This is a genomic window from Affinirhizobium capsici (assembly GCF_977018625.1).
Genome location: NZ_CDRNXD010000004.1, coordinates 179,886 through 194,106 on the forward strand (window position 1 = coordinate 179,886; position 14,221 = coordinate 194,106).

Consider the following 14,221-nt stretch of genomic DNA (forward strand, 5'->3'; position numbering starts at 1 on the left):
CATAGGTAAAGGGCTCAATGAGCGTCTCGAGCACTATGGGCCTCCTGCCGACGCGTCTCTGTTGGCTCCACCCGTGCGGTATCTGCTCCGTAGGTCACGTAGGGCCGTTCTTCATCGGTAATGACCCTGATCCGCCGCCGGTCGTCATCGTCATGCAGGTCGGTGCCGCCTAGGATGAAATGACGCAGCACGCCGCCGAACGCCTTTTCCAGGTTTTCTTCGTTGAAGACCTGATCTGTTCGACCCTCCGCAATAACTGTGCCTTTGACGAAGACGGTGCGGTCGCAAAAATCGGGCACGCTGCCGAGATTATGGGTGGAAACCAGCATGATGCGGCCTTCATCGCGCAAGGCTTTCAAAAGCGCAACAATCTGCTCTTCCGTGGTCACATCCACGCCGGTAAAGGGTTCATCAAGCAGAATAATCTGCCCCTCTTGCGCAAGCGCGCGGGCCAGAAACACCCGCTTGCGTTGCCCGCCGGAAAGCTCGCCAATCTGGCGTTTGCGGAAGGCTTCCATGTTCACGCGACGAAGCGCCTCGGTCACCATGGCGTGGTCACGGCGCGAAGGAATGCGCAGCAGGTTCATATGGCCATAGCGGCCCATCATCACCACATCCTCCACCAGCACGGGGAAGTTCCAATCCACCTCTTCTGCCTGTGGAACATAGGCAACCAGATTGCGGCGCAATGCCTCTCGCGCTGACATTCCAAGCAGTTCCACCTTGCCGGAGGAGAGGGGTACAAAGCCCATGATTGCCTTGAATAGAGTTGATTTTCCCGCACCGTTCACACCCACCAATGCAGTGATGCTGCCCTTGGGAACGGCAAAGCTTGCATTGGAAAGTGCGACATGGCCGTTGCGATAGGCGACAGTGATGTCGTCTACCGAAAGCCCTGCGTGATGGCGTGTGGACCTGCCCATCCTCATGATGCCAACCCCTTTGCAATCGTACCGGTTGTGACCTTCAAAAGATCGAGATAGGTCGGAACAGGGCCATCGGGTTCGCTTAAGGAATCCACATAAAGGACACCGCCGTAGGCAGCCCCGGTTTCCTTGGCAACCTGCTTGGCCGGATCGGCCGAGACCGTGCTTTCTGAAAAGACAACGTTGATCCGATTTGCCCGAACGGCATCTATGACGGATTTCACCTGTTGCGGCGTGCCCTGGCTATCGGCATTGACCGGCCAGAGATAAAGCTCCTTCAGGCCAAAATCGCGAGCCAGATAAGAAAATGCGCCTTCACTGGTCACGAGCCAGCGGCGATTTTCCGGCAGTCGGGAAAGCGCATCACGTATGGGCTGTACGGTGGCGCGGATCTTGTCACTATAGGCCTTTGCATTGGCGTTGTAGGTTTCCGCGTTGGCGGGATCGGCGGCAACCAGAGCCTTGCGGATGTTTTCCACGTAGATCAGCCCATTTTCCGGCGACATCCAGGCGTGCGGATTGGGCTTGCCCTGATAGGCGCCGCCGGCAATGGACATTGGCTCTACGCCCTCTGAGACCGTAACGCTCGGTACCTTGCCAAGGTTGACCAGGAACTTGTCGAACCACTGTTCCAGATTGAGCCCATTGCGCAGAACAAGCGTGGCATTGCGGGCGCGCAAGATATCGCGTGGCGTCGGTTGGTAATTGTGGATCTCCGCGCCGGGCTTGGTGATGCTTTCAACATCTGCCGCCGTGCCCGCAACATTGCGTGCCATATCGGCAATCACGGTGAACGTGGTGACAACCTTCGTTTTTTCCGCCGCTGTGGCGATGGAAGGTAACAGGCCGAGAGCCGCGATAAACGCCAGAGTTAGACTTTGAAAACGCACGGGGGGCACCCTTATTGCAATTCATTCTCATTTGAATGTAGCGTTTCGATCCAGACTGTCAATGCTATTGCGAATTAGTTGCAACAACGAATGGCTTTGCCGTCCCGCACGGGTGGGTTTGCCTTTCATCAGCTAAGTTGCTTCGCGCGGAAAGGTGGAAAGCCGCCGGTCATATTAAAGCTTCTTCAAGAGTAATGCGGCAGTATGTGTCGTCTCGGGAATATGTATTGCGTTGATGGGAGTGATGGATGCCGGAGTTCCGGTTGTGAAAGGCTTGAAGCTGAGGCTTTCACGAACTCTCATCCTTGTTCTCGGTGGCTTGCTTCTCGTGGGTGGAAGTGGCGCAGCAGCCCTTTATTTTGGTTCTGAAAAGCTTCTCGGCCCTCCCTATGAGAGTGTGAACGGGCTGGAATGCACCACGCTTCAGGAAATGAAGATCAACCGAGAGCAACGCACCTGGGTGCGTCGTTATGTCTTCACCGAAGGAGGCGATGGCCCGGCGCGGTTGAGAACTGCGGTGCGCGTGGCAAAAGCGGTACAAGCATCTGCCAAGGCCGATCTCATTCAAATCACTGTTCTGGATAAATCGGGGCCAACACAGCGTGCTGCCATGCGCGGGCGCGCCATTGGTGCGCAGGTGGTCTACATTCCCGACACCAGCAAGGCGCCAGACCCGTCTGACCCGATCTATTCCGCATTCTACATTGAGGGAGCCGCGAGCAACGGCGAATTCTACGGCTTGAGAATTTCACCGCCGGTTGAAGATATCGAGAAAATTGCCGCGGGGTTGACGGATGGGGCCGATTGCATTTCTCCTGTGGTAGAGACCGAAGGTGATGCCCACGGTGGAGCTGGCGAGCATGGCAAGAGTCCTGGCCATGGGGAGAAGAAGGGCAAAGGTGCCGCTTCTGAGCATGGCGGAGGTCATGATGCTCCTGCTGCGGACGCAGGCCACGGAGAAGCAAGTCCTGCTGAGGCGTCTCATGGTGAGGCTGCACCTGCCGAAGGGCATGGCGCGGAAGGTGCAAAAAGCGAAGGTCTCGTAAGCTCGATCAGCAACATGCTCTTCGGCAAGAAGAACGAGGCCGAGGCAGCGCAAGCGCACGCTGATGAGACGCATGGAGTAGCGGGGAATAACCACGATACCAACTCAGAAAGCCAGCAGGCCTCAGATCATCAGGCACCAAGCCCCGAAACGACCGCTGTGGCTGAAAAGCCCGGTCTGGTAGACCGCATCAAGAACATGATGTTCGGGGATAGCAAGCCGGACGTCGTGGAAAAGCGTGCGCCATCCCCAAATGCCAGTGATACCGCGCATGAGGTGGAGCCTGCCCATGATGGGATCGATCCCATGAAGGTCGCTGCACCAACGGAAGCACAGGCGGCTCCTGATGCCGCCTCTCCCAAAGTTGGTCATTGAAGGGCAGGCTTACTTCCGTAATTTCCTCAAGCATTTCCGATAAGCGGAATACTCTCAATATCTGCTTTAACGCAGTCCGGTGGTAACACGGCAAATGCTTCTGTAACTGGAATGCAAAAAGGCTCGCCGATGACGAGCCTTTTCATGTTTAAAGCCAGCGATTGTTAGTCCGCTTTATTGCGGCGTGCCGGGAAGAGAATGACATCGCGGATCGACGGCGCATTGGTCAGGAGCATGATCAGGCGATCAACGCCGATGCCAAGGCCGCCAGCGGGCGGCATGCCCTGGTCAATTGCATCAAGGAATTCGTCGTCCAGCTGCTTGTCCTTCTCACCGCGAGCATGGGCCTGTTCCAGCTGCTCTTCCATGCGGCGGCGCTGCTCTTCCGGGTCGTTGAGCTCGGAAAACGCATTGCCCACTTCCCAGGCATTGCAATAGGTCTCGAACCGCTCAACAAGGCGCGGTTCGCCCGGCACTTCCTTGGCGAAGGGGGAAATATCCTTCGGGAAATGTGTGACGTGGCTGGGCTGAATCAGCGTGCCTTCGACCTTTTCTTCAAAGATGAAGGCAAGGCACTCGCCCCAGGTCCAATCCTTTTCGACTTCGAAACCGGCAGCCTTGGCGGCAGCGCGGGCTTCCTCATCCGTCTTGATTGAGAGGAAGTCGATGCCGGTTGCTTCCTTTACGGCGTCCGGCATGGGAACGCGCTTGAACGGACCCTTGAATGAAAGGGTCTTGTCTCCAAACACCACATCCGTGGTGCCGTGAATAGAGGTTGCCAGCGTTTCAAACAGGCGTTCAACCAGCGCCATCATGTCTTCATAATCGGCATAGGCCCAATAGCACTCCATCATTGTGAATTCAGGATTGTGCCGGGTGGAAACACCTTCATTGCGGAAGTTGCGGTTGATCTCGAACACCTTGTCGGAGAGCCCGGAAACCAGCGTGCGCTTCAGGAACAGTTCCGGCGCAATGCGCAGATACATGTCCATCTTCAGCGTGTTGTGAAAGGTCTTGAACGGGTCAGCAGTCGCGCCACCGTAAACCGTTTGCAGCATCGGGGTTTCGACTTCCAGGAAGCCTTCGCTTTCCAGGAACCGGCGGAAACCGGAAACGATTTTCGAGCGCTGCTGGAAGCGCAGCTTGCTCTCATCGTTCGACATGATGTCGAGGTGGCGCTTGCGGTAGCGAATTTCGACATCCGCGATGCCGTTCCACTTTTCCGGCATCGGCAGCAGCGACTTGGTGAGCATTGTGATCTCTTGTGCATTGATCGTCAGCTCGCCGCGCTTGGTACGGCGAACCACACCCGTCACGCCAATAATGTCGCCGATGTCGATCATCGCCAGCATGTCGCGGGCGGCTTCCGGCGTGGTGTCCTTGTGGCTGAAAATCTGGATCTTGCCAGAGGCATCCCGAACATCCATGAACATGCCGGAATTGCGCGATGAATAGACGCGGCCAGCAACGGTGACGACGTCCTGCGTCTCGACATCCGGCTCCAGACCTTCATATTTTTCCGCGAGTTCCGCATTGGTCATCGTGCGATGGAAATGAGCCGGATAGACGTCGCCGACCTTTTCGCGCAGCATTGCCAATTTCTGGCGGCGCACTTCCGTGGCGTCGGAGGAGAGGGCGGTTTCAGTCTTCTGTTCGGTCATCGTCTATCGCCTTTTCGGCTGTGTTCGTTGCGGTTACCGGCTCATCAGGCCCCTCGCGGAGAGGGGCCGGAGCAATGCGGCAGATTATTGTGTCTTCAGCTTCCGCTGCCAACCATGGTGGAAACCACGGTTGCGGCAATCTTCAGGCGCTGGCGCACCACGGAGCGACCGAGCAGAGCCATCGAGTCAAACAGCGGAAGTGAGCGCTGGCTACCCGACATGGCAATGAAGAGCGGCGGCGTGACCACGCGCAGTTTCTTGCCCAGCTTGTCTGCTACGGACCGTAGTTCCTGATCGATGCTCTCCACCGTCCATTCCGCCATCTTTTCGAAATCGGCCTGAACGGTATTGATGATTTCCAGCGTTTCAGCAGGCGAGGTCTTCAGGCCGCCAAAGGAAGCTGGCGTCAGCCCCACATCATTGGCCAGCAGGAAGCCGCCCAGGCTCGGCAATTCACCGAGCTTGGAAATGCGGCTTTGTGCCAGCTTCAAGCCTTCCGTCAGGCGGCTGTTTTCGGATGCCCATTCAATGGTACGGGCAATGAATTCTTCCGGTGTCAGTTTTTCGCGCAGCCAGCGACCGTTCAACCAATCGAGCTTCTGGATGTCAAAGATCGCGCCAGCCTTGGAAAGATTGTCCGGGTCGAACTTATCGGCCAGTTCTTCCATCGTCAGAAGCTCTTCGCCTTCCGCAATCTGGATGAAGAAGAGGCCAAGGAAGTTCATCAGCGCTTCGGGCAGGTAGCCAAGAGCTGAATAATAGGAAATCGAGGTTGGGTTCTTACGCTTGGAAAGCTTAGACTTGTCGGCATTGCGCATCAGCGAAAGATGCATGAACTTCGGCTCCTGCCAGCCGAAATAGCGATAGAGCAGAATGTGCTTGGGCACGGAGGCCAGCCATTCCTCGCCGCGCGCCACATGCGTGATCTTCATCAGATGGTCATCGATGACGTTTGCCATGTGATAGGTCGGCATGCCATCGGCTTTCATCAGCACCTGCATGTCGACCGAAGACCACGGAATGGAAACATCGCCGTAGACGCCATCGTTGAACTCGCAGGCACCTTCGGTCGGGATCTTCATGCGAACAACATGCGGCTCACCGGCGGCAACCTTGGTGGTCACTTCTTCGGCGCTCAAATGCAGGCAGCGGCCATCATAACCGGGCGGCTTGCCGGCAGCGCGCTGCTCTTCGCGCATCTTTTCCAAGCGCTCCGGCGTGCAGAAGCAGCGGAATGCATGGCCCTTTTCCAGGAGTTCATCAGCGAAGGGCTGATACATGGCCTTGCGGTCGGACTGGCGATAGGGACCAAAGGGACCGCCCACATCCGGGCCTTCCTTCCAGTCGAGGCCTGCCCAGCGCAGGGCATCCAGCACCTTCTGCTCGAACTCCGGTGTGGAGCGCGTGGCATCCGTATCTTCGATACGCAGTATGAACTCGCCGCCCATCTTCTTTGCGAAGAGATAGTTGAACAATGCGATGTAAACCGTGCCGACATGCGGCTCGCCGGTTGGAGAAGGTGCGATGCGGACGCGAACGCCGGAAGTGCTCATGAGGACCTGCTCGAACTTGGACAATGGCGCGCCCAAGGGGCGTAAGCCTGATTATAGGTTTGGCTGGCCTTAGCGCATATTCCGCTGCAAGCGTCAAGATTTTTAGGTCTGGCAGGTATTACTGCACCGGCCAGAACCACATCAATGCCGGCACGCTGACGAGAACGATCATTATCGATAGCGGCAGGCCCAGGCGCGGATAATCGGAAAAGCGGTAACCGCCTGGCCCCATGACCAGCGTATTGCACTGGTGGCCGACAGGCGTCAGAAAATCGGAACCTGCACCAATGGCAACCGCCATCAGGAATGCCTCTGGCCGAAAATTGAGAGTCGTCGCGAAGCTCACGGCAATCGGTCCCATGACCAGCACCGTTGCGGCATTGTTGAGGAATGGGGTCACGGCCATGGCCGTGATCATGATCAGCGCAATGGCTCCATAGGGCGGCAAGTTATGGGCGATCTGGCCCAGCCAACCTGCTATCAATTCGCTGCCGCCGGACGTGCGCAGAGAATCCGAGACAGGAATGAGAGCGCCAAGCATGACGAGGATAGGACCGTCGACGGACTTGTAGATATCCGTCAACGGTACTGCCTTGAAAAGAGCCATGCCCAGCGCGGCAGCAAAGAAGGCAACGGCGACCGGCGCATAACCAAGAGCAGTGGTAACCATGGCCAGCGCCAGGATCATGATTGGGATGAGTGCCTTGCGCTGCGTTCCCAGCATGACTTCCTGTTGGGCAAGCGGCAGAAGCGCCAGATCCTGCAGAACGCCGGGAAGGGTTTCACGCCCGCCCTGCAGAACGATGACATCGCCTTCGCGCAGCACCAGATCGCTGAGGCGTTCACGGACACGTTCGCCTCGCCTGCTGACGGCAAGAATGTTGACGCCTCGCGTATAGGACAGAGCCATTCCACGGGCAGTAAGACCCTCAAGCGCCGATTGACGGGAGATAACGGCCTCAATGGAAATCAAATCTTGCTGGACGCGTTTGCCCTGGTTCAGCTCCTTGCCGGAAAGTCTGAGTTTGGCACCGGAGATCACCCGCTCCAGCGCAGAAGATCTGCCTTCCAGAAGGACGGAATCATCCTCCCTGAGAATAAGATCGGGAAAGGGTGACATGCGCACCGGCCCGCGCAGAACAGCTGTTGCAACCACTTCCCCGTCACCCAGCTTCAGAAGTTCGGCAAGTGGCCTGCCCATGATCTGGCTTTGGCCCGTCACCACCGCTTCTGAGGCATAGTTGGAGATTTCGACGGCTTCTTCGATGCTATTGTTCTGTTTTGTGCGTTCAGGAACAAGCCAATAGAAGAACATCAGGAAGGTGACGCCGACGATTGTCAGAATGCCGCCCACGGGCGTAAAATCGAACATTGAAAACGGTGTGCCCGTCATTTCCGCGCGAAGGCGTGACACGACAATATTGGGCGAGGTGCCGATCTGGGTCATCAAGCCGCCGAGAAGGGCGGAAAACGCCATCGGCATCAGGTAGCGCGATGGCGATACACCGGATCGGCGGGCGAACTGAAAGGCCACCGGCATCATGATGGCCAATGCGCCAATATTCTTGATGAAGGCGGAAAGAACCGCCACCACGATCATCAGCAGCGCCATCTGGGTGCGCAATGATGTCAAGTTCGGAAAGAATTTTTTGATCGCGAGATCGACAATGCCGGAACGCGCAACACCAGCGCTCACGACGAGCGCGCTGCCAACAATGATGACGATATCATCTGAAAAGCCGGAAAACGCATGATTGGCGGGTACGACACCAAGAGCGACGGCGACCACAAGAGCACAGCAAGCAACCACATCATAACGAAAGCGGTCCCAGATGAACACCGCCATCATGCCTGCAATTACGGTGAAGGAAAGGATCTGTTCAGTGGTCATGCCGCTCCGCAAGGGCCGTGGCGGCAAGAACTGCCACCGAATGATGGGCCTGCCGCAACGCTTCAAATGAGAATCGCAGCAGGTGATCACACCAATACAATGCCAGTCTCAAAGTTCCAACCACTTGCGCGGGCGTACGCTATTGTCCCTGTTTCTGCCGCTTCCGCTGTCTGGCATTTCGAGCAAACATGTTGAGAAGCTCAACCAGAGCAGAAAACGCCATGGCTGCATAAACATAGCCCTTCGGCACGTGGAAGCCCATGCCCTCGGCAATCAGCGTGGTGCCGATCATCAGCAGGAAGGCGAGCGCCAGCATGACGATCGTTGGGTTCTTCTCGATGAAGTTTGCCAGAGGTGTTGCCGCGACCAGCATGACCGTCACGGCTGCGACGACGGCAACCACCATGATCGGCAGATGCGGCGTCATGCCAACCGCTGTAATGATGCTATCAACCGAAAAGACGAGATCCAGCAGCAGGATTTGGCCGATGGCTGCGCCGAAGCTCATGGTAACGGTCTTGCCCACCATGTCTTCCTTGTGGTCGACCGGATCGACACTGTGGTGGATTTCCTTGGTCGCTTTCCAGACCAGGAAGAGGCCACCGGCAATGAGGATGAGATCCTTCCAGGAGAAGGCGTGACCGAGCACTTCAAAGACCGGATTGGTCAGCTGGACGATCCAGGCAACGGTGCCGAGCAGGCCAAGGCGCATCACCAGCGCCAGGCCAATGCCGATCTTGCGCGCTTTTTCGCGGCTTTCCGGCGGCAGCTTATTGGTAAGGATGGATATGAAGATCAGATTGTCGATACCGAGAACAACTTCCATGACCACAAGCGTGACCAAAGCGACCCAGGCGGCTGGATCTTGGACAAGGACCATAATGTCTTGCATTGAGTGGTTTTCCTCTGCGCCGCGATGATGACCGGCGAACTATTGGTAGAATTTCGGCGGCCTGATTTAAGCCGTCTCACTATACGAAACAGAGGTGAAAACTATTCCCTATCCAGTCAATTATTTTTTTACGCCATAGGCGGCCATGAATAGGCGTACTGCACTGGAAACAATGCGATGCAGTTCTTCCGCAGGTGGCTGATCCTTCAAGTCCCCGAAGAGGCGGAGTTTGAAGAACCCCCCGGATGTAAGGTCGAGGAAATGGCGTGCTGCCAGCGGCACATCGTCTATAATCAAGCGGCCGGCATCGCAATGGCGCTTGAGAAATGCTTCGAGCACCGTGCGGACGTTAAGGTTATCGGTGCTGAAAAAACGGCGTGAGAGGTTGGGCATGCGGTGGACAACACCAATCATGGTGCGCATCGCAGATACTGTTTCCTCGTGGGTGACGCGCAGAATGAAGCCGGAGCCGAACCGATAAAGACCGTCTTCCACCTCTGTCGAATCGTCGAGCACATCTTGCATGGATCGGGCCAGCCTACCGCGTTCTCGCTCCATGATCGCGGCGAACAGATCATCCTTGCCATTGAAGTAGACGTAGATCGTACCCTTGGAGACGCCTGCCTCACGGGTGATATCGTTCATGCTGGCAGCATCAAAGCCGACATTCATGAAAACGCGCTTGGCACCGTCAAGAATCTGTTCCCGCTTGGCAGGATCTTCTCCTGCTGCGAACCGCCCTGGCTGCGGCGGGTTCTCACAGGGGGTGCATCTCTTCTCCGTCATATAAGAACCTAATTTTTAACCTTTTCGAACCGAGCGGTTCGATTGCACTTGTAATGTCCTGCATATGGGATTATGTCAAGATCATTAAACCGATCGGTTCGATTGGATGCCACCCAGCTACGGTGATAGCACATGACATCTCCTTCCAATTCAGGTTCTCTCCGCGTCGTGCCCCAAGATGCGGAAAACAAGGACAAGAGCGAAGCGCGGCCCTCTTCGCCAGCGCCTGACAAGGTTTCTGCGGAAGCAAAGCCTTCGGAAACTGGTGGACCTAAGAAAAAGCGTAGCCCTGTGCTTCCCATCCTTTTGCTTGCGGCCCTTGGCGCAGCTGGATGGTATGGCCATAACTGGTGGACCGAAGGCCGGTTCCTCGTGTCGACCGATGATGCTTATGTGGAAGGCGATATTGCGGTCATTGCGCCAAAGGTTTCCGGATACGTTCAAAAGGTGAATGTTATTGAAAACCAGACGGTCAAGGCTGGCGATCCGCTTGTAACCCTCGATCAGGGCGATTATCAGCTGGCGCTTGAAAAGGCTCAGTCCAATGTGCAGAGCGCCAAGCTGGCGGTAGCGCGGATCGACGCGCAGATCGGTGGCGGTGAGGCAAGTCTGCTTCAGGCACAGGCGCAACTGGGTGCGGTTCAGGCAGCGCTTCGCGGTGCCGAAATTACGCAGAAGCGCGCGGCTGAACTGGCTGCAAAGAATGTCGGTACTGCGGCTGATCTTGATAATGCGCAGGTTGCTCTCGACCAGGCGCAGGCAAATGTCAAAGCTGCCGAAGCAGCTGTCACCTCCGCGAAGGCCAATATTGAACTTCTGAAAGCCCAGCGTGCCGAAGCCGTGAATACGATCGATCTTCAACAACTGGCCGTTGATCAGGCCAGGCGCGATCTCGATTTCACGGTGCTTAAGGCGCCATATGATGGAACGGTCGGCAATCTGGCTGTCCAGACGGGTGATTTCGTTACCGCTGGCAAGCGCCTCGCCTCTCTCGTTCCCCTGAATGCGCTCTATATCAGTGCAAACTTCAAGGAAACGCAGATCGGCCATATCGTGCCGGGCTCCAAGGTCCGTATTCACGTCGATGCCTTCGACGACCATCCGATTGAGGGAACGGTGGAATCCATATCCCCTGCCTCAGGGGCGGTCTTCTCGCTGCTGCCGCCGGAAAATGCGACAGGCAATTTCACCAAGGTCGTTCAGCGCGTTCCGGTTCGCATCGCTATCCCGCAGGAAGCTCTGGCAACGGGTCGTTTACGTGCAGGTCTCAGCATCATTGCCGATGTCGATACTCGCACCGCACCGGATGCAAAGAAATAACCAGCCTTCAATGCCTGCCGAGCTTTCCAGTCCGGCAGGCGATGTGTCGTCGTCTCTGCGCGAATGCCGGTCAATTGCCTTGAGGTTCGTCCGGTAGTGCCCTGAAGGAGCAAGCCCATGGCTGCCGTTACAGCAAATGCTGGCGCCATGCCTGTCGATCCGCCCATGGATAGAAGAAAGCTGATTGCCTTCTTCGCCATGGTTGTCGGCATGTTCATGTCCATTCTCGACATTCAGATCGTCTCAGCCTCGCTATCGGAAATCCAGGCGGGCCTCTCTGCGGGTTCTGATGAAGTCGCCTGGGTGCAGACATCCTATCTGATTGCGGAGGTTATCATGATCCCGCTGTCTGGCACGCTGGCACGTATTCTTTCCACGCGCGTTCTCTTCACCATTTGCGCCGCTGGCTTCACAATGGCCTCGGCACTCTGCGCCACGGCAACCAGCATCGAGCAGATGATCATCTACCGCGCCTTGCAGGGCTTCATCGGCGGCGGCATGATTCCCTCTGTCTTCGCGGCGGCATTCACCATCTTTCCACCTTCGAAGCGTTCGGTCGTGTCTCCAATCATCGGCCTGATTGCCACGCTTGCACCGACGATTGGACCTACAGTGGGCGGCTACCTCAGCAATGCCTTTTCCTGGCACTGGCTGTTTCTCGTCAACATCGGGCCGGGCATTGTCGTGACACTGCTTGCCTGGACATTCATCGACTTCGACAAGCCGCAGCACCAGCTGATGAAGCGCTTCGATTGGTGGGGCCTGCTTTCCATGGCAGTCTTCCTCGGATGCCTGGAATATGTGCTGGAGGAGGGCAACAACAAGGATTGGTTCAGCGACGAACGCATCGTGCTTGGCACCGTTGCCATGACGATTGGCGCTGTCGTGTTCTTCTGGCGGGCGTTCAAGGTTGATTTCCCGGTGGTAGACCTGAAGGCATTTTCCAACCGCAACTTTGCCTTCGGCTCACTCTTTTCCTTCATTATGGGCGTCGGTCTCTACGGCCTCACCTATATCTATCCGCTCTATCTCGCCCGTATCCGTGGCTATGATGCGTTGATGATCGGTGAGACCATGTTCGTCTCCGGTCTCGCCATGTTTTTCACCGCGCCCGTCGCGGGCAAGCTTTCGGTGAAGATGGACCCGCGGGTGATGATGGCCATCGGCTTTTTCGGTTTCGCTTGCGGTACCTATCTGATGACCGGGCTGACAGCGGATTGGGATTTTTACGAGCTTTTGCTGCCGCAGATCCTGCGCGGTTGCTCGCTGATGCTGTGCATGGTGCCGATCAATAACGTGGCACTTGGCACATTGCCGCCGCAGCGTATCCAGAACGCATCCGGCCTTTATAATCTTACCCGAAACCTCGGTGGCGCGGTGGGGCTGGCCATCATCAATACCATGCTGACCCAGCGGTCCGATGCTCATTATGCGCGTCTTTCAGAACATGTGAACTTCGGCAATCCAGCCGCTCTCGACTGGCTGAACAATGTTGCCGGAAACTACAACTCCTACGGCATGGATGGTGCAACCGCCGCCATGCAAAAGCTTTCGGGGATGATCCACCAGCAAGCGACCATCATGTCCTTTATCGATGTGTTCATGGGTCTGACCATATTGTTCGCAAGTCTTATCCTGTTGGTGTCGATGATCTCCAAACCAAAAGCCGCCCCGCCTCCAGACGCGGCACACTGACATCTGCTCCCTGCCAGATGCCAGCTCCTGAGGGGCCGTTGCCGAAAAGCAGCGGCCCCATTTCCATTTCAATATGTCGCAATCCAACGTGTTTTTCGACATCGCGAACATTTCTGATTTACGTACCTCAATTCCTCCTTTATGCCTTTGCACCGGAGGAGACATGAAGCCAACCGTTCACGATATCGCAGCTCATGCGGGCGTCAGCCTTGCAACGGTCGATCGTGTTTTGAACGGTCGCGCCGGTGTGCGTGCACCCACGCGGGAGCGGGTGGAGGCGGCGATTGCAGCACTTGGTTTTGTGCGCGATGTGGCGGCTGCCAACCTTGCAAAAGGCCGCATTTATCGCTTCACCTTCATTCTTCCCGCCAACGATAATTCCTTCATGATTGGTGTGCGCACCGAGGTGGAAGAGGCGATCCGGTGGGCGGCACGCGAGAGGATGTCGATCCGCGTGGTTGATGTTCCGGCCTTTGACGATCTGGCGCTTGCTGGAGCACTGGAGCAGGCGGGCGAGGATGAGGTGGATGGCATCGCTTTCGTGGCCGTCGATTCCGCTGCCGTTCGAGATGCCGTGGAGAGATTGGCGGAACGCGGAATAATTCTCGTCACTCTGGTGTCCGATCTTGCGGGTTCCAAGCGTCATCATTTCGCGGGCATCGATAACGTTGCTGCCGGGCAAACCGCTGCAACGCTGATGTGCCGGTTCTTAGGTGAGCGCGCAGGAAAGATCCTGCCCATCGCGGGATCGCTGCAAGTTCAGGATCATCGTGACCGTTTGAAGGGGTTCAGCGATCATGTGAGCCGCTCTTTTCCGGGCCGTGCGCTCCTGCCCGTCGTGGAAGGTGCGGATAACCCGGAGCGCGTCGCATATCTGGTGCGCCATGCGCTGGCTGAGAGTCATGGCATTGCCGGCATTTATAGCTTCGGGGCAGGCAATCGCGGGCTTTTGCAGGTGCTGAATGAGCAGGCGGCCGAGGGGCCGGTGGTCGTGGTGCATGAACTGACCGAGGTCAGCCGGCAAGGCTTGCTCAGCGGCCGTATTGATGCGGTTCTCAATCAGGATGCCGGGCATGAGGTTCGCAGCGCCCTTCGCGTGCTGAAGGCGGGGACCGATGGTGCAGCCCTTCTCGCCGCGCAAGAGCGCATTCGCATCGACATATTCTTGAAAGAAAATCTGCCCTGAG

At 56.8% G+C, this 14,221-nt stretch carries 11 protein-coding genes; 4 read left to right on the plus strand and 7 right to left on the minus strand.

All coding sequences use genetic code 11. The features are described from left to right. Positions 1-14 precede the first annotated feature (14 nt). On the minus strand, positions 15-929 hold the full coding sequence (locus AC0JZ1_RS04305; RefSeq protein WP_471881202.1) for a manganese/iron ABC transporter ATP-binding protein: 915 nt from the start codon (positions 927-929) through the stop codon (positions 15-17). Further along, the gene (locus AC0JZ1_RS04310) at positions 926-1,816 is read right to left on the minus strand and encodes a metal ABC transporter substrate-binding protein (RefSeq protein ID WP_471881203.1); all 891 of its coding nucleotides are present in this window, start codon (positions 1,814-1,816) and stop codon (positions 926-928) included. The genes AC0JZ1_RS04305 and AC0JZ1_RS04310 overlap by 4 nt, the downstream gene beginning before the upstream one ends. Before the next feature lie 244 nt (positions 1,817-2,060). Between AC0JZ1_RS04310 and AC0JZ1_RS04315 the strand changes: the two genes are divergently transcribed. Continuing rightward, positions 2,061-3,236, plus strand: coding sequence for a hypothetical protein (locus AC0JZ1_RS04315; protein WP_471881204.1), 1,176 nt, complete (start codon positions 2,061-2,063; stop codon positions 3,234-3,236). Between the two features lie 164 nt (positions 3,237-3,400). Here the strand turns inward: AC0JZ1_RS04315 and lysS are convergent, their stop codons facing one another. From lysS to AC0JZ1_RS04340, 5 genes are all read right to left on the minus strand, one after another. After that, on the minus strand, positions 3,401-4,897 hold the full coding sequence (gene lysS, locus AC0JZ1_RS04320) for a lysine--tRNA ligase (protein WP_471881205.1): 1,497 nt from the start codon (positions 4,895-4,897) through the stop codon (positions 3,401-3,403). A gap of 95 nt (positions 4,898-4,992) precedes the next feature. Continuing rightward, positions 4,993-6,450, minus strand: coding sequence for a glutamate--tRNA ligase (gene gltX, locus AC0JZ1_RS04325; protein WP_471881206.1), 1,458 nt, complete (start codon positions 6,448-6,450; stop codon positions 4,993-4,995). Between the two features lie 118 nt (positions 6,451-6,568). After that, positions 6,569-8,341 carry an SLC13 family permease gene (locus AC0JZ1_RS04330; RefSeq protein WP_471881207.1) on the minus strand — a complete coding sequence of 591 codons (1,773 nt, stop codon included), beginning with the start codon at positions 8,339-8,341 and terminating at the stop codon, positions 6,569-6,571. Positions 8,342-8,480: 139 nt separating this feature from the next. Continuing rightward, positions 8,481-9,233, minus strand: a complete 753-nt coding sequence (locus AC0JZ1_RS04335) for a TerC family protein (RefSeq protein WP_471881208.1) — start codon at positions 9,231-9,233, stop codon at positions 8,481-8,483. 120 nt (positions 9,234-9,353) lie between these two features. Further along, entirely contained in the window at positions 9,354-10,019 is a 666-nt protein-coding gene (locus tag AC0JZ1_RS04340) for a TetR/AcrR family transcriptional regulator (protein WP_471881209.1), read from the minus strand. Between the two features lie 132 nt (positions 10,020-10,151). Between AC0JZ1_RS04340 and AC0JZ1_RS04345 the strand changes: the two genes are divergently transcribed. The 3 genes from AC0JZ1_RS04345 to AC0JZ1_RS04355 all read left to right on the plus strand — a co-directional run bounded on the left by AC0JZ1_RS04345 (position 10,152) and on the right by AC0JZ1_RS04355 (position 14,220). Then, the gene (locus AC0JZ1_RS04345) at positions 10,152-11,339 is read left to right on the plus strand and encodes an HlyD family secretion protein (protein ID WP_471881210.1); all 1,188 of its coding nucleotides are present in this window, start codon (positions 10,152-10,154) and stop codon (positions 11,337-11,339) included. 117 nt (positions 11,340-11,456) lie between these two features. Further along, complete coding sequence (locus AC0JZ1_RS04350) at positions 11,457-13,034, plus strand: DHA2 family efflux MFS transporter permease subunit (protein WP_471881211.1); 1,578 nt, start codon at positions 11,457-11,459, stop codon at positions 13,032-13,034. 163 nt (positions 13,035-13,197) lie between these two features. Next, positions 13,198-14,220, plus strand: a complete 1,023-nt coding sequence (locus AC0JZ1_RS04355; protein WP_471881212.1) for a LacI family DNA-binding transcriptional regulator — start codon at positions 13,198-13,200, stop codon at positions 14,218-14,220. Position 14,221 lies beyond the last annotated feature (1 nt).